9 protein-coding genes are annotated in these 15,995 nt (G+C 61.9%); 2 read left to right on the top strand and 7 right to left on the bottom strand.

Translation table 11 applies throughout. The features are described 5' to 3' along the window. Positions 1 to 107 precede the first annotated feature (107 nt). Together N4Q37_RS17465 and N4Q37_RS17460 are read right to left on the bottom strand one after the other, a co-directional pair. Positions 108 to 362: a hypothetical protein gene (locus tag N4Q37_RS17465; protein ID WP_260960378.1), complete on the bottom strand. Its 255-nt coding sequence runs from the start codon at positions 360 to 362 to the stop codon at positions 108 to 110. A 283-nt stretch (positions 363 to 645) separates the two neighbouring features. Further along, entirely contained in the window at positions 646 to 2,229 is a 1,584-nt protein-coding gene (locus N4Q37_RS17460; RefSeq protein ID WP_260960377.1) for a peptide chain release factor 3, read from the bottom strand. 613 nt (positions 2,230 to 2,842) lie between these two features. Here N4Q37_RS17460 and N4Q37_RS17455 point away from each other — a divergent pair. Beyond that, entirely contained in the window at positions 2,843 to 4,006 is a 1,164-nt protein-coding gene (locus N4Q37_RS17455; RefSeq protein WP_260960376.1) for a type III PLP-dependent enzyme, read from the top strand. 51 nt (positions 4,007 to 4,057) lie between these two features. Here N4Q37_RS17455 and N4Q37_RS17450 read toward each other — a convergent pair whose 3' ends face one another. Both N4Q37_RS17450 and N4Q37_RS17445 read right to left on the bottom strand, forming a co-directional pair. After that, positions 4,058 to 4,915 carry a hypothetical protein gene (locus N4Q37_RS17450; RefSeq protein ID WP_260960375.1) on the bottom strand — a complete coding sequence of 286 codons (858 nt, stop codon included), beginning with the start codon at positions 4,913 to 4,915 and terminating at the stop codon, positions 4,058 to 4,060. A 167-nt stretch (positions 4,916 to 5,082) separates the two neighbouring features. Then, on the bottom strand, positions 5,083 to 7,350 hold the full coding sequence (locus tag N4Q37_RS17445; protein WP_260960374.1) for an alpha-xenorhabdolysin family binary toxin subunit A: 2,268 nt from the start codon (positions 7,348 to 7,350) through the stop codon (positions 5,083 to 5,085). A gap of 355 nt (positions 7,351 to 7,705) precedes the next feature. On the opposite strand from N4Q37_RS17445, the gene N4Q37_RS17440 reads away from it, so the two are divergent. Beyond that, positions 7,706 to 10,231 (top strand): sulfite reductase flavoprotein subunit alpha, encoded by a 2,526-nt coding sequence (locus N4Q37_RS17440; protein WP_260960556.1) that lies wholly within the window; start codon positions 7,706 to 7,708, stop codon positions 10,229 to 10,231. A 60-nt stretch (positions 10,232 to 10,291) separates the two neighbouring features. Here the strand turns inward: N4Q37_RS17440 and N4Q37_RS17435 are convergent, their stop codons facing one another. The 3 genes from N4Q37_RS17435 to ptsP are packed head-to-tail and all read right to left on the bottom strand — an operon-like array spanning position 10,292 to position 15,856. Further along, positions 10,292 to 12,037 (bottom strand): PTS fructose-like transporter subunit IIB, encoded by a 1,746-nt coding sequence (locus N4Q37_RS17435; RefSeq protein WP_260960373.1) that lies wholly within the window; start codon positions 12,035 to 12,037, stop codon positions 10,292 to 10,294. A 13-nt stretch (positions 12,038 to 12,050) separates the two neighbouring features. Continuing rightward, a complete protein-coding gene (pfkB, locus tag N4Q37_RS17430) occupies positions 12,051 to 12,992 on the bottom strand; it encodes a 1-phosphofructokinase (RefSeq protein WP_260960372.1) in 942 nt (313 codons plus the stop codon). Beyond that, on the bottom strand, positions 12,992 to 15,856 hold the full coding sequence (ptsP, locus tag N4Q37_RS17425) for a phosphoenolpyruvate--protein phosphotransferase (protein WP_260960371.1): 2,865 nt from the start codon (positions 15,854 to 15,856) through the stop codon (positions 12,992 to 12,994). The genes pfkB and ptsP overlap by 1 nt, the downstream gene beginning before the upstream one ends. Positions 15,857 to 15,995: the final 139 nt, after the last annotated feature.

Raw genomic sequence — 15,995 nt, 5'->3', positions numbered from 1 at the left:
AGGCAGAAAAGCTCCCTCACCACAGGGATAGCGTCAAGAAAGGAAAACCCCTCCAGCCCACGCTGATATTTCAGTGGCGGCTGGAGGGGTTTTTCTTTGCTTGAAGTCTACGTCTGGCTATCGCCTTCTTCTTCCTCGTCAGGCGGCGCACCGTCATCGTCCGGTTCGTCTGGATGCGAGTCGGTGTCATCCTGTTCGTCCGAATCCGTATCCGCTGCCGCCAGCATCAATTCGCCCTGCATCACTTGCCCACTCGATGCGTGCTCCTCCTGCCCAGTGCATTGCGCCCACGCCATGGATGAGCCGAGCGATAGCATCACCAGCAGTTTTATCAACAACAGCATGCGTAGAAAGGTGTTCATAGCCGATTCCTTCTGTGTTCCAGATAAAGCCTGGGGCCTGATGGCGCTCAGTAAAATCTAGTTCTGAACAGGCCGGCTCACCAGATTAGGACGCTGTGGGACCGACAGAATTGCCCAGGGCGGACAGATTGGTTTCGAATAAAGGTTATTTCCAAAACGACTAACACCCGGAGTCCCCTGTGGGAGCAAGGCTTGCCCGCGATGACGGCGGTCCATTCCATGGACAAGGCATAAAAAACCCCGCGGCTTTCGGCGCGGGGTTTTCAGTTCTAACGCTCGACGCTTAGTGATGCTCACGGGTCGCGCGGAACTTCACATCGGGCCAGCGCTCTTCCATCAGCGCCAGGTTGACCCGGGTCGGGGCCAGGTAGGTCAGGTGACCGCCGCCGTCCAGCGCGAGGTTCTCCACGGCCTTGTTGGAGAATTCCTCGAGCTTCTTCTTGTCGCCGCATTCGATCCAACGGGCCGAGTACACGGTGATCGGCTCATAGGAGCATTCGACTTTGTATTCCTCTTTCAAGCGGCTGGCGACCACATCGAACTGCAGCACCCCGACGGCGCCGAGGATGATGTCGTTGCTGCGCTCCGGGAAGAACACCTGGGTGGCGCCTTCTTCGGCCAACTGTTGCAAGCCCTGGCGCAGTTGCTTGGACTTGAGCGGATCTTTCAGGCGCACACGACGGAACAGTTCCGGGGCGAAGTGCGGGATGCCGGTGAAGCCCAGCGCTTCGCCTTCGGTGAAGGTGTCGCCGATCTGGATGGTGCCGTGGTTGTGCAGGCCGATGATGTCACCGGCAAAGGCCTCTTCCAGTTGCTCACGTTCCGAGGAGAAGAAGGTCAGGGCGTCGCCGATGCGCACGTCCTTGCCGGTGCGCACGTGGCGCATCTTCATGCCTTTTTCGTATTTGCCCGAGCAGATGCGCATGAAGGCGATGCGGTCGCGGTGCTTGGGGTCCATGTTCGCCTGGATCTTGAAGATGAAGCCCGAGAACTTCTCTTCCACCGGCTCCACGGTGCGCTCGTTGGCGACCCGGGCCAATGGGCGTGGGGCCCAGTCGACCACGGCGTCGAGCACATGGTCGACCCCGAAGTTGCCTAACGCGGTACCGAAGAACACCGGGGTCATCTGACCGTCGATGAAGGCCTGCTGGTCGAACTCGTGGCAGGCACCCTGCACCAGCTCCAGTTGCTCGATGAAACGCTCGTACTCGTCGCCCAGGTGCGCGCGCGCCTCGTCGGAGTCCAGCCGTTCGATGATCCTGGTTTCGGTGCGCTCATGACCATGGCCGGCGGTGTAGACGATGATGTAGTCGCCCGCCAGGTGGTACACGCCCTTGAAGTCACGGTAGCAACCAATCGGCCAGGTGATCGGCGCGGCCTTTATCTTCAGGACGGCTTCGATCTCGTCGAGCAGTTCGATCGGGTCGCGGATGTCGCGGTCGAGTTTGTTGATGAAGCTGACGATCGGCGTATCGCGCAGGCGGCAGACGTCCATCAGGGCGATAGTCCGTGGCTCAACGCCTTTACCACCGTCGAGGACCATCAACGCCGAGTCCACCGCGGTCAGGGTGCGATAGGTGTCTTCGGAGAAGTCTTCGTGGCCCGGAGTGTCGAGCAGGTTGATCATGTGCTCGCGATACGGGAACTGCATGACCGACGTGGTAATGGAAATACCCCGCTGCTTTTCCATCTCCATCCAGTCGGAAGTGGCATGGCGGTCGGACTTGCGGGATTTCACCGTGCCAGCGACCGCAATCGCCTTGCCCATCAGCAACAGCTTTTCGGTGATGGTGGTCTTACCGGCATCGGGGTGGGAAATAATGGCGAAAGTGCGGCGTTTCGCGACTTCGGCGGCCTGTTTGGTCATGGGAAATCGCCTGGCAGGTGATAAAAAAAGGGCCGGGAGTATAGCTTGAAACACCGTCCATGGACCACCGGTGCCGAGGTGATTCGTCGCGTCCGAGCACTGCGGGAACGGCCCGGGCGATCCGCAACGATCGATCCGAAGGAACATCAATCCGTCACACAGGTCGGTTACATCATGAGCCGTCGCGGGCCGCACGACGGATGTGTGCAAAAACGCGACATTTTTAGTTGATCTCAGGCCCCTCACGCCCTAAAGTTCGCGCCGAACGTCCATGCTGGAAACGATCCATCCGGCTCAAGTACTGACGACGAGACAGCAAGGCCAAGGGCATCCTATTTCAGGTCGTTTGAGAGCGTAGCGAGCGCAGGCAAGACAAGGCGGGAGGAGGCGAGGAAGCGGAGTTTACTGATTGTAAATGAGCATTCCGAGCCTCTTCCCAACGCAGTATTGCCAAGCGCAGTAGCTCTCAAACGACCTGGATGGCCTTTTTGCTTTCGGCGGCAATGCCTTGGGAAGTAGGCGAACCAAAGTGGGGATACGGAGGACGTTCACGAGGGCTAACCGCCCCTTACACCCATTGATCCTGATGTTTGCCCAGTAGGAGTCCCAACGTATGTCGATCCAGGTCGAAGATTATTTCGCGCGCGAAACTTTCCAGAAAATGAAAGCGTTCGCCGACAAGCAGGAAACCCCGTTCGTGGTGATCGACACCGCGATGATCGCCCAGGCCTACGACGACCTGCGCGCCGGGTTCGAATTCGCCAAGGTGTACTACGCCGTCAAGGCCAACCCGGCAGTGGAAATCATCGACCTGCTCAAGGAAAAAGGCTCGAACTTCGACATCGCCTCGATCTATGAGCTGGACAAGGTCCTGAGCCGCGGCGTGACTCCGGACCAGATCAGCTACGGCAACACCATCAAGAAATCCAAGGACATCCGCTACTTCTACGAGAAGGGCGTGCGCCTGTACGCCACCGACTCCGAAGCCGACCTGCGCAACATCGCCAAGGCCGCGCCGGGTTCGAAAGTCTATGTACGCATCCTCACCGAAGGCTCGACCACCGCTGACTGGCCGCTGTCGCGCAAGTTCGGCTGCCAGACCGACATGGCCATGGACCTGCTGATCCTGGCCCGCGACCTGGGCCTGGTGCCGTACGGCATCTCGTTCCACGTCGGCTCGCAACAGCGCGACATCAGCGTCTGGGACGCAGCCATCGCCAAGGTCAAGGTGATCTTCGAGCGTCTTAAAGAAGAAGACGGCATCGAGCTGAAACTGATCAACATGGGCGGCGGCTTCCCGGCCAACTACATCACCCGTACCAACAGCCTGGAAACCTACGCCGAGGAAATCATCCGTTTCCTCAAGGAAGACTTCGGCGACGACCTGCCGGAAATCATCCTGGAGCCGGGCCGTTCGTTGATCGCCAACGCCGGTATCCTGGTCAGCGAAGTGGTGCTGGTGGCGCGTAAATCCCGTACCGCCGTCGAGCGTTGGGTGTACACGGACGTGGGCAAGTTCTCCGGCCTGATCGAGACCATGGACGAAGCCATCAAATTCCCGATCTGGACCGAGAAGAAAGGCGAGATGGAAGAAGTGGTCATCGCCGGCCCGACTTGCGACAGCGCCGACATCATGTACGAAAACTACAAGTACGGCCTGCCGCTGAACCTGGCCATCGGTGACCGCCTGTACTGGCTGTCGACCGGTGCCTACACCACCAGCTACAGCGCGGTGGAATTCAACGGTTTCCCGCCGCTGAAATCGTATTACGTGTAAGCCATCGGCCGCGTAATCCCGAAAGCCCGTGACGTCTGTCACGGGCTTTTTTCATGCCTTGAGCCGGGCTGACATGGCGATCAGGGCATCAACCATCTGGCTCAGCTCTTCCAGCGGATAAGCCAACTGGGCCATCGAACTTCTGGCGCGTCTGAAGCTACAGTGCTGGTCATTGGATTGAAGCTCGTCCTTCATACAGACCAGGAAGTAATTCATGCGATGACAGAAATCGGCAAAGTTATTACCCGCCGAGATGGCGCGTGCATACAGCCCGTTCAACACCTTCAGATGCTCATTGGCCTTTTCCCGACGCTGTGCCTGGGAATACTGGCCCGCCGGGTCGTACTGCATGTTCGGCAAGGCTATGCGCCCCAGGCTGTAATACGCCTCGATCTTTGAGACAGGCGCATCACAGACACACAACCTCAGCGCCAATGACTCGATGAAGCGCACGAAAATGCTATGGATCGTCTGCGAAACTTCGACGATCAAGGACTTGAAATGCGCAGTGACCTTCGCGCATTGGTTCAGTCGCAAACAGAGATTGTTGATCAGGTACAGGACATCGGGCGGACGATTGGTCCCTTGCGATCCAGCGTTGATCGGTGTGAAGTGCTGCGGATCGACAGTCCCGAGCGGCTGACGACGCGCCGGGCCGGTCGCGCCTTGCGCCACCTGTTCAAGCTCTCCGAGAAACGTCGACGTTTGCGCGACCAATTGACGGCCCATGGTGCTCAGTGACGGAACGACCATGGTAATCGCCCGCCAACGCCCTTCATTGGCAATGGCAGCCCGCGTCAGCGCCTGCGCATCAGGTGGCGTCATCAGTACGTGACCCGAGCGTTGGAAATCGTCTGAAAAGCGCTTGATCTCTGCCAGCGCGCCAGGGAGATCACTCAGGAAACTCATGTACTCTCTCAAGGACGAAAAGTCCTTCGCGTCCAGTAAATAATCCGACATGACCGGTCATCCAAACCAGAACGACCGTCGGTCAGCCGTACACAGGGCACAGCCCATACCGACAGTCGTTTCATCTATTCATCGACAGCTCACGGCTATCACCCATTGATCGAGGCTCAGCGAGGTGCCAGGGGCAGCGACAGTGGCTCCAGGAACGCGATGAATTGCCGTAGCCGGTTGATGAAACCGGTTCGATGTTCCGCCAGCTCGGCTTGACTGCCCGTCTTCGCCTGCTCGGCAAACAACTGGAAGCCCCGGACCGCGCGTTGATACTCGCCCACGTAACGTCGACGCTGATCGTCCAGGGTATGAATGATCTGGAGGAATTCGACTTTGCCCTTGAGCGCGGCGAGCCCGACGTCTTTCAACTCGATGTCGCGCGCCAGGGCCTGGATGCCTTCCACCACTTTGTCGCGCTGGCGCAGCAGGTCCAGGAAACGCAACCCCTCGCCAACTTGCCCAAGGGTCTTTTTCAACTGCTCGACGGCAAACATGACCAACTGCACCTGGGGAGGCGCGACACCGAGCTTGGTGACTTCCTCCACCGTCAGCAGCAGATCGTTGCCAATCTGCTCGATGCCGCTCTGTTTAAGCGCATTGATGGCTTCGCTGAGCACACGGCGCTTGTCCTGGCCCTCGGCGTGTTCTTGTTTCAATTGCACGAGGACGACCTCGACAGCGCGCTGCTCTTTTTCAAGATCGTCGATGAATCCCAGGGTCAAGCGTCGATCGAAAGTGTCATCGATGGCCGACAGTTGGCTGGACAGTTGACGGGTTGATTGCCCCAGCAGCGTCCCGATACTGTCCAGTGCTTTAGCACGGTCGGCCTGGATGTCTGCAATTTCCTGCTCATCCTCCTCATTCGCCAACTCTTTCTCCAGCATTTCCAGGCGCCCCATCTCGACTTCGAGTTTGATCTTCGTGCTCAATGCCGCATGGCTCAAGACACCGGTGCTGGTGCTTACATCGCGCGCCATGGCACTGAACCGCTCATGCAAGGCCGGCAGGTAGTTCCACTGGGTGAAGAGCGTAAGGGAATGGACAGCAGACTCTCGTACCTGCGCGCCGCTCTCGGCCATGAGGTTGAGATCGACACTGGGATAGCCTGCCGGCAACGCGGTGTAACCGGCAAAACGGGGGCGGTTGCCATACACACGCTCGTACTCTGCGTCGGCCTCCTTGAACACCGCGATCAACGCGTCGGCGTCGGTCTCGATCTGCTTCCAGGGCCTGACCACCTCACGAAACGCCGACATGAACTGCCTTAGCCGCAACGCGTCGGTAATCCCGGCCACCGCTTCCTGGGAGCTTTGCAGGTAGAGGTGCATGACATTCCAGACGTGCATCAGGTTCTGCGTAGCGATATCCGCATCGACAGCGACCAACTCAAGCCCTTGCAGATCATGTTTGACCCGACTCAGGGAACCCAGGGTCTGGTTCTTGGCCTTGAGTGTTTCGAGCGCCTCTTCCTGTTCCTTGTAGAGACGGTTCCTGTCGGCCCGAATGTTTTCAGCTTCGACGCCCAGATAAATCGCCAGGGCCAGGCCGACGAGATTCAACCCGGCCGCCGCGCCGATGGACTTTTCCACAGCGGCTTTATAGGCGGCGTTCTTCTCGCCGATTTGCACGGCGCGTTCATCGATCTGCTGCTTGAGCATGTTGACTTCAACCGGCAACGAACTGCTACCAATCAAATCGAGGCGAAACTTGATTTCAGGCAGTATGTACACACGCAGATCGTAACCAAACGTCGCCAACGATACCTTGATATCACTGACACTCTTTAGATTCCTCTCGACGTGGTCAAAGATTTTTTCGAGGTAGGAACCCAAATCTTCGAGATCCTCCGGATCCACTTCAACACCCAGAAATTTATCGCCCAGTTGCAGTTCCAGCCTTTTTAGTTGCTCCAGCGTATTGACCTGATATTGATCAAGTTGAACGGCAGTCCTGACCTCCGCGTAGACCTCTTCCATGGCCTCGCCGTAAGTGAGCATACTGGCGGCGAACAGTTTCAACTGACTACCGGTCAACATGATGGCCTCACGCAACGGCGACCAGCGTTGGGCATGGCGTCGGGTTGCACTGAAGGTTTTCAGGAAGTCGTCGGCCTTGAGCCCGACGCCGCCGCCCGCTGCGTCACCAAAATTCAGATAATCCTTCACATCGTTCAAGGTAAACGGCAGAGCCAGGGCGGCCGCTTCATATTTACGCAGATCGATGATTTGTTTCTTGGTCAGCAACAGCCCTTTACCACGGGACTCGCCCTCCCGTTCCGGGGCCGAGGCGTTGGACAGCGTCTTTGGCGCCAACTGGGCAAATCGGGTGATGTCGTCCGGCGAGGCGGAATTAAGTGCATCATCCCAGAGTGCATTAGAACTCATAATTAATCCTTTAATTACGTGGTTATTTTCAATCTTATTGCTGCAGCCACTTATCAAGAAGTGCTTTGACAATTAATTAAATCGCAGCCACGGCACACTAGAGCATTGCTGCAAACGAAGTCAAAGACCGAAAACAACATAAACATTAGCGAATAATGCAATGCCGCGAACGCACGTGTTCAACATGGAGTGAAACGGCCTGTCGATAGCGCGGTGACTGTCCATCGCGAGCAGGCTCACTCCCGCAGCACCCGTCTCGCGCCCGAACTTTTTGCACTTATCATGAATGCTTCTCGATAACAAATGGCATAATACGCGCCGTGTTGAACAGTCATGAATGAACGAGGCGGGCGAAGTGTTGAAGAAAACCCTGTTCCAGCTGCACTGGTTTTTCGGCATCAGTGCCGGGCTGGTCCTGGCGTTGATGGGCATTACCGGTGCGACGGTATCGTTCCAGGACGAGATCCTGCGGGCACTGAACCCACAGGTGCTGACGGTTGCGAAACAACCGGCCGGTGTCCTGCCGCTCGCCGAACTGGTGGAACAGATCGAGGCCGCCTCCGGCAAGACCGTCGCCATGCTCTGGGTCGAGACCGACAACGATCACGCCGCGCGGGTGATCTTCGCCGCGCCCCCCGGAGAAAAGCGCGGCCCCATGCGCTATTTCAATCCCTACAACGGGCAGTTCATGGGCGAGGTGACGGGCCAGGCGTTCTTCGATGTGGTGCTCAAATTGCACCGAGTCCTGACCCTCGATGACGCGGGCCGGCAGATCACCGGCGCATGTACGCTGATCCTGGTGTTTTTCTGCCTGTCCGGACTGTACCTGCGCTGGCCGCGCCAATGGAAAAACTGGCGGGCGTGGCTGACCCTCGACTGGGCGAAAAAAGGCCGCAGCTTCCATTGGGACCTGCATTCGGTGGCCGGCACCTGGTGCCTGGCGTTCTACCTGCTCGCCGCCCTGACCGGGCTGACCTGGTCCTACGACTGGTACAACAAAGGCGTGACCCGCCTGCTCTCCGATTCGCCCAAGGAGGAGCGGATTCGCAATCGCGGCCCGGCACCGAGCGGCCCCGCACCGGTGGCCGATTACCGGGCCATGTGGAGCAGCATCTACAGCGCCGCCGGCCCGGACCTGTCGTCTTATAACGTGCGCATGTCGCCGGTGGCCGGCCAGCCCGCCACGGTGTTCTACCTGCTGAAGAACTCGCCCCACGACCGGGCGCTGAACCAGCTCATCGTCGACCCGGCCAGCGGCACGATCAGCCAGCACAGCCGCTACAGCGACAAGAGCCTCAAGGCGCAGTTGCTGACCAGCGTCTATGCGCTGCACGTGGGCAGCTATTTCGGCTTGGTCGGGCGAATCCTGGTGACGGTGGCCGCGCTGAGCATGCCGCTGTTCTTCATCACCGGTTGGTTGCTGTACCTGGACCGGCGCCGCAAGCAGCGCCAGGTCCGTCATGCGCGTCAGGCGCTGTCCGCCAGCCAGGCCGATGCGCCGGCGTGGCTGATCGGTTTCGCCAGCCAGAGCGGTTTCGCCGAGCAACTGGCCTGGCAGACCGCTGGCCAGCTCCAGGCCGGCGGGTTGTCGGTGAAGGTCCAGCCCCTGGCCGACCTCAACGAACAGGACTTGAACGACTGCACCCAAGCGCTGTTCGTGGTCAGTACCTTTGGTGACGGCGAGGGGCCGGACAGCGCCCGGGGCTTCGAACGCAAAGTGCTGGGCCGGGCGTTGAGCCTGGCACACCTGCACTATGCCGTACTGGGCCTGGGCGACCGGCAGTACCAACACTTCTGCGGCTTCGCCCGGCGCTTGCACGCCTGGTTGGCCGAACACGGCGGCAAGACCCTGTTCGCCCCGGTGGAAGTCGACAGCGGCGATCCGTACGCCTTGCGACACTGGCAACAGCAACTGGCCGAGCTGACCGGCCAACCCTCGACGGGCACTTGGCAGGCACCCGCCTTCGAGAATTGGACGTTGAGCCAACGCACCTTGCTCAACCCCGACAGCAGCGGTTCGGGCGTCTACCTGCTGGGCCTCACCGCCCCCGGCCCGAGCAGTTGGCTGGCCGGCGACCTGGTGGAAGTCCTGCCGCGCAACGACCTGGGGGCCATCGAGCATTTCCTCGACGGCCTGGGTCTCAATGGCAAGGCTCGCGTGCAGGTCGACGGCTTGCCGCACACCTTGGAACAAGCACTGGGCACTCGTCAGTTGCCGCAGAATCGCGCGCACCTGGTGGGCCTGCATGCCCAGGCACTGGTGGAGGCACTGGCGCCGTTGGCAATGCGCGAATACTCCATCGCGTCGATTCCGGCCGACGGCGTGCTCGAACTGATCGTGCGCCAGGAATGTCACGCCGACGGGAGCCTGGGCATCGGTTCCGGCTGGCTCACCGAACATGCGCCGCTGGGCAGCGCCATCAGCCTGCGAGTGCGGCGCAACAGTGGTTTCCACCTGCCGTCTCAGGGCGTGCCGATGATCCTGCTGGGTAACGGCACCGGCCTGGCCGGCCTGCGCAGCCTGCTCAAGGCGCGTATCGCCGAGGGCATGCAGCGCAATTGGCTACTGTTTGGCGAGCGTCACCGCGAACACGACTTCCACTGCCGCGATGAGTTGCAGGAATGGGTGACCTGCGGCGACCTGGAGCGCCTGGACCTGGCCTTTTCCCGCGATCAGGAGCAGAAGATCTACGTCCAGGACCGCCTGCGCGAAGCCGCCCCACTGCTCAAGCAATGGCTGGCCGACGGCGCGGCGATCTATGTCTGCGGCAGCTTGCAGGGCATGGCAGCGGGGGTGGACCAGGTGCTCAACGAAGTACTGGGCGCCGCGCACGTGGAGCGGTTGATCGAGCAGGGACGGTATCGGCGGGATGTCTACTGATCCTTGTGGGAGCGAAACCTGCTCGCTCCCACAGGGCTATCGGTTTTCAGAGCAAAGTGATCAAGCCTTGGCCGGCTCCAACGCCATCTCGACCGCTTCCGAGCGTTTGAACAGCGCATACGCCACCGCCGTCAGCAGGCTGCCTGCAATGATCGCCAGCAGGTACAACAGCGCATGGTTGATGGCGTTGGGGATCAGCATCACGAACAGCCCGCCGTGGGGCGCCATGAGTTTACAGCCGAAGTACATCGACAACGCACCAGTGAGCGCGCCGCCGGCGATGCTGGCCGGGATCACCCGCAGCGGGTCCTTGGCGGCGAACGGAATCGCGCCTTCGGAGATGAAGCACAACCCCAGCACCAGCGCCGCCTTGCCGGCCTCGCGTTCGGTCTGGGCGAATTTGCGCCGGGCAATGAAGGTGGCGATGCCCAGGCCAATCGGCGGAACCATGCCGGCGGCCATGGTCGCGGCCATCGGCGCGTAACTCTGGGACGCCAGCAGCCCCACCGAGAACGCATAGGCCGCCTTGTTGATCGGCCCGCCGAGGTCCACGCACATCATCCCCCCCAACAGCACACCCAACAGAATCGCATTGGTGGTGCCCATGCTGTCGAGGAAATGGGTCAAGCCTTCGAGCATGCCCGCCACCGGCTTGCCCACCACGTAGATCATCACCAGGCCGGTGAACAGGCTCGCCAGCAGCGGAATGATGAGGATCGGCTTGAGCGCTTCCAGGCTTTGGGGCAGGCGCGCATAGCGGTTGATCGCCTTGGCCGCATAACCGGCGAGGAAACCGGCAATGATCCCGCCGATGAAACCCGCGCCGAGGGTGCTCGCCAGCATCCCGCCGATCATGCCCGGTGCCAGGCCCGGACGGTCGGCGATGGAATAAGCGATGTAACCGGCCAGCAACGGCACCATCAGCTTGAACGCCGTGTCGCCACCGATCTGCATCAGCGCCGCCGCCAGCGTACCGGGCTCCTTGAACGCGGTAATGCCGAACACGAACGACAAAGCGATCAACAAACCACCGGCCACCACCATCGGCAACATGAACGACACACCCGTCAGCAGATGTTTATACGCCCCGCTCTTCTCCGCTTTGGCCGGGCTTGCCGCCCCGCTCGCCACGCTTTCCTCACGCCCTTCGGCCAAGGCTTTCTTCAAGGTGGCTTCGGCCTGTTTCAGGGCGATGCCGGTGCCGCAACGGTAGATTTTCTTGCCAGCGAAACGCTCGGTGGCGACTTCGATGTCGGTCGCCAGCAGCACCACGTCGGCGTCGGCGATGACCTCGGCGCTCAACGGGTTACGTGCACCCACCGAGCCCTGGGTTTCCACTCGCAGGTCGTAGCCCAGTTTCGTCGCCGCCTGCTGCAAGGCTTCGGCGGCCATGAAGGTGTGGGCGACGCCGGTCGGGCACGCGGTAATAGCCACCAGGCGCGGGGCACGCTCGCCCGGCTGCGCCGCAGGTTCGTCCGCGACGACATCAGCAGCCTGCAACACCTGGGCTTCTTCAGCGCCACGGCGCAGCAGCGCATCGACATCTTGCAGGGCCTGGGCCGGGTTGCTGCGGAACACGCGCTTGCCGACGAAACGCGACAAATCCACCGGACCGCTGGCGACCAGCAAGACCCACTCAGCCGCCTCCAGGACGGCCGCTGACAATTGCCGCTCGGGATGGGCCGCGTCATGGACTTCGACACTGGTGCTCCACCCCTGGCGCTGGGCCGCCGCGTCCAGCAGGCGGGCGCACAACACACTGGTGACCATGCCATTCGGGCAGGCCGTCACAATGGCTAATTTCATTTTGCGAACCCTCTTATTGTTCTGTCAGGGGGCGCATGCGCACGCCCTGTTCAAGCGACGCCAGCAACGCGGTGTCGTGGATGCCGAAGCCGATCTGCGTGACCGCCATGGCGGCGATGGCCGTGGCGGTGCGCAGGGTCTGTTGCGGGGTGTCGGCGCTGAGCAGGCCATGCAGCATGCCCGCCAGCAACGAATCCCCGGCGCCCACGGTACTGGCGACACTGACCTTGGGCGGCGAAGCATGCAACGCCGCGCCGACACTGAACCAGTTCACGCCATCGGCGCCGTGGGAAATCACCACGTGCTCGATGCCCTGGGCGTGCAGGCGCTGCGCCGCTTGCGCCTGGGCCGATTCACCCAGCACCTCGCAACCCAGGGCGTCAGCCAGCTCCTCGGTGTTCGGCTTGATCAGCCACGGCCCCGCAGCCAGGGCGACGCGCAAGGCTTCGCCGCTGGTGTCGAGGGCGACATTCAAGCCGAGTTTTTTCAACCGCATGATCAACGCCCGCAACCATTGCGGACTGACGCCCCGGGGCAGGCTGCCCGCCACCACGACCGCGTCGTGGCCGGGGGCGATGCTGTCCAGGCGCTCCAGCAAGGCCTGCTGGGCGGCGGCATCAACCACCGGGCCCGGCCCATTGAGGTCGGTGATGCGGCCATCCTGCTCGGCCAGCTTGATGTTGCTGCGGGTTTCGCCGGGGACGCGGATAAAGGCGTCGACAAAACCTCGCTGGGCGAACAGGGTTTCGAACACCTGGGCGTTGTCCTCGCCCAGAAAGCCACTGACCGTCAACGTATGGCCGAGATCGGCCAGCACCTGGGCCACGTTCACCCCCTTGCCCGCGGCGTGAGCGTGCATGGCGTCGCTGCGGTTGACCTGGCCCGGCTCCAGGCGCGCCAACTCTACCGTGAGGTCGAGCGCCGGGTTGAGGGTCAGGGTAAGAATCCTAGCCATTACAAGGCCTCCACTAATGCGCGCACGTCGTCGGCGCTGCCAACGGCCAAAGCCTCTTGGGCCAAAGTTCGTACTTGCGCCAGGCTCAATTCGCGGACGCGCGCCTTGACCTCGGCAATGCTGCGGGCCGAGACGCTCAGTTCGTCTACGCCCAGGCCCACCAGCACCGGTACCGCCAGCGGATCGGCCGCCAGCTCGCCACATACGCCGACCCATTTGCCATGGGCATGGGCGGCGCGCACGGTGATGTCGATCAGTTGCAGCACCGCCGGGTGCAAGCCATCGGCCTGGGCCGACAGGGTCGGGTGACCCCGGTCGATCGCCAGGGTGTATTGGGTCAGGTCGTTGGTGCCGACACTGAAGAAATCGACTTCCTTGGCGAGCACCGGCGCCAGCAATGCGGCAGACGGCACTTCGATCATGATCCCCAGTTGCAGGTCCGCCACCGGGATTTCCCGGCGCAGGCGCTCGGTCATGTCCCGAGCCTGGCGCCATTCCTCGACGCTGCCGACCATCGGGAACATGATCCGCAACGGGCGATTGTCCGCCGAACGCAACAAGGCCCGCAGTTGCGCTTCCATGACCTGCGGACGCTGCAAGGTCAGGCGAATGCCGCGCACGCCAAGGAACGGGTTTTCTTCTTTCGCGATCGGCCAGTACGGCAGCGGTTTGTCCCCACCGACATCCAGCGTACGCACCACCAGCGGCCGCCCGGCCAGGCCATCGAGGACCTTGCGGTATTCGGCTTCCTGGGTCGCCTCGTCCGGCGCCTGGGGGTGGGCCATGAAAATCAGTTCGGTGCGCAGCAGGCCAATACCTTCGGCGCCCTGCTCCACCGCGCCCGTGACGCCGGCGCTCTCGCCAATGTTGGCAAACACTTCCACGGCATGACCGTCACGGGTGCACGCCGGTTCGTGACGCTGCTCGGCGGCAACCTTGAGGCGCTGTTCGCGGGTGTCGCGCTCTTCCTTGGCTCGCTGCAAAGTGGCGGCGTCAGGGTCCACGTGCAGGCGACCGCGCTGGCCATCGAGCAACAGCGACGTGCCCGGCGCCAGCAGCAACACCGCGGCGCCGGCACCCACCAGCGCCGGAATGCCCAGGGCCCGGGCAACGATGGCGCTATGGGCGGTGGCGCCGCCACGGGCCGTAAGAATCCCCGCCACACGGGTCGGGTCCAGGCGAGCCACATCGGATGGACCGACTTCGTCCATCACCAGGATGTAGGGCTGATCGGGTTCGCTCGGGGTCTGGACGCCGCACAGCTGCGCCAGCACCCGGCGGCCGACGTCGCGCAGGTCGGCAGCGCGTTCGGCCAGCAGGGCGTCCTGCAAGGCTTCCTGTTCTTTCGCGGCGGCTTCGATCACTCCCATCCACGCCGCTTGCGCACTCTCGCCCAGCTTCAGGCGGGTGTCGACTTCGTCGGTCAGCTCCGGGTCGTCGAGCATTTCCTGGTGGGTGATGAAAATTTCGCGGATGGCCTTGGCCTTGGCGCGTTCGACCAGGCCTGCGATATCGCGACGCACCTGGTTCAAGGCGTTTTGCAGGCGCTCGCGCTCAATGGCCGGCGACTCGCCGCGCAGCGGATAGTCGATGGCTTGCAGCACCTGGACATGGGCCGGGCCGATGGCAATGCCCGGTGCGGCGGGAACGGCCTGGACCAGGCTGCCGGGGGCAGGTGCCAGCACCACCTCGACGACTTCGGCCACAACCGTTGCCTGCGGCGCGCTCGGCGGCGGCAACGGTTCGACGTCTTCGCCCAAGCCCTCTTCAATGGCCGCCAACAAGGCCGGCAGCGCATCGGCGGCGATGCTCGGCTCGGCGATGAGTTCCAGAATCTGCCCGCGGCGGGCGCCGAGGCTGAGCAACTTGCTCAGGCTCTTGACCGACACGGCGCTGTCCTGGCCGTCGACGATGCGCACGCGGATCTCGCCTTCGAAGCTCTTCGCCAACTGGGCGAGGATCTTCGCCGGACGCGCATGCAGGCCATGGGCGTTGGCCAGGCCGATACGTGCGCTGGGCCAGTCGGCCGGCAGCTCGCCGCCCAGGACCTCCAGCACCTTGCGACTACTGGTGGCGCGGCCCAGTTCGTGGCCGCGACCTTCGATCAACAGCGCGCAGAGCCTTTCCAGCAAGGCCTGATGGGCCTCGCCGAGGCTGGCCAGGCAAAACAGGCCACTGAGGGGCTGGCCCAGGTAACGAATCGGTTTGTCCGGGGTGACGAAGGCCAGGCCCGGGCGTTTGACGGTCTGTTCGCTGTGCAGCCACCACAAGCCATCACCCAGGGGCAATGCGTCTACCTGCTGCAAGACGCTGGCAAAGCCATTGCTCACGCAATCGGCCTGGCGCAACAGACGAGCACCGCGCCAGACCAATTCCTCGAAATCGTCGGCCGGGACACCGAGGCCGATCATTTGCGCATCCAGCGCCAACTCCTGCGGCGCACCTTGCAGCAGCTTCAACAGCGCTTCGGTGGAACCGGCACGGCGCAGGGCCTGGCCCAGGTCCGTCTCGCCGAGGGCACGGGTCAGCAGTTGCAGCAGGCGCAAGTGTTCATCGGATTTGGCCGCGATGCCGATGGCCAGGTAGACGATCTGGCCATCGCCCCAATCCACGCCCTCGGGAAATTGCAACAGGCGCACGCCCGTCGAATAGACCAGATCGCGGGTTTGCGGGGTGCCGTGGGGAATGGCGATACCTTGGCCAAGAAAGGTCGAGCCCTGGGCTTCGCGAGCCTGCAAGCCGGCGAGGTAGCCTTCGGCAACCAGGCCATCGGCCACCAGTTTTTCAGCGAGCAATTGCAGTGCAGCGTCTTTATCCACCGCCGTCTGAGCCATGGATATCTGCTCTAGAGTGAGCTCGAGCATGCTTTCTCCTTTTTGGCGGCCGGTTGGCGCCAGGTATTGTTTTGAATGAATCTTAGCCTTGCAGGACAGCTTTTGGCGGTTTCGCGGCAGAGCGGCCAAAAATCCTGACAGCCTTGAAAATACGCTTGCTGAAACGTTT

Source organism: Pseudomonas citri, assembly GCF_025336485.1.
GTDB classification, from domain to species: domain Bacteria; phylum Pseudomonadota; class Gammaproteobacteria; order Pseudomonadales; family Pseudomonadaceae; genus Aquipseudomonas; species Aquipseudomonas citri.
Note: the sequence above shows the minus strand (reverse complement) of the source record. Positions and strands in the feature narration are given on the sequence as shown.

Excerpts from the sequence above, each read along its gene's own strand:
- N4Q37_RS17465 (WP_260960378.1), bottom strand. The coding sequence starts at position 362 with ATGAACACCTTTCTACGCATGCTGTTGTTGATAAAACTGCTGGTGATG.
- N4Q37_RS17460 (WP_260960377.1), bottom strand. The coding sequence starts at position 2,229 with ATGACCAAACAGGCCGCCGAAGTCGCGAAACGCCGCACTTTCGCCATT.
- N4Q37_RS17455 (WP_260960376.1), top strand. The coding sequence starts at position 2,843 with ATGTCGATCCAGGTCGAAGATTATTTCGCGCGCGAAACTTTCCAGAAA.
- N4Q37_RS17450 (WP_260960375.1), bottom strand. The coding sequence starts at position 4,915 with ATGAGTTTCCTGAGTGATCTCCCTGGCGCGCTGGCAGAGATCAAGCGC.
- N4Q37_RS17445 (WP_260960374.1), bottom strand. The coding sequence starts at position 7,350 with ATGAGTTCTAATGCACTCTGGGATGATGCACTTAATTCCGCCTCGCCG.
- N4Q37_RS17435 (WP_260960373.1), bottom strand. The coding sequence starts at position 12,037 with ATGAAATTAGCCATTGTGACGGCCTGCCCGAATGGCATGGTCACCAGT.
- pfkB (WP_260960372.1), bottom strand. The coding sequence starts at position 12,992 with ATGGCTAGGATTCTTACCCTGACCCTCAACCCGGCGCTCGACCTCACG.
- ptsP (WP_260960371.1), bottom strand. The coding sequence starts at position 15,856 with ATGCTCGAGCTCACTCTAGAGCAGATATCCATGGCTCAGACGGCGGTG.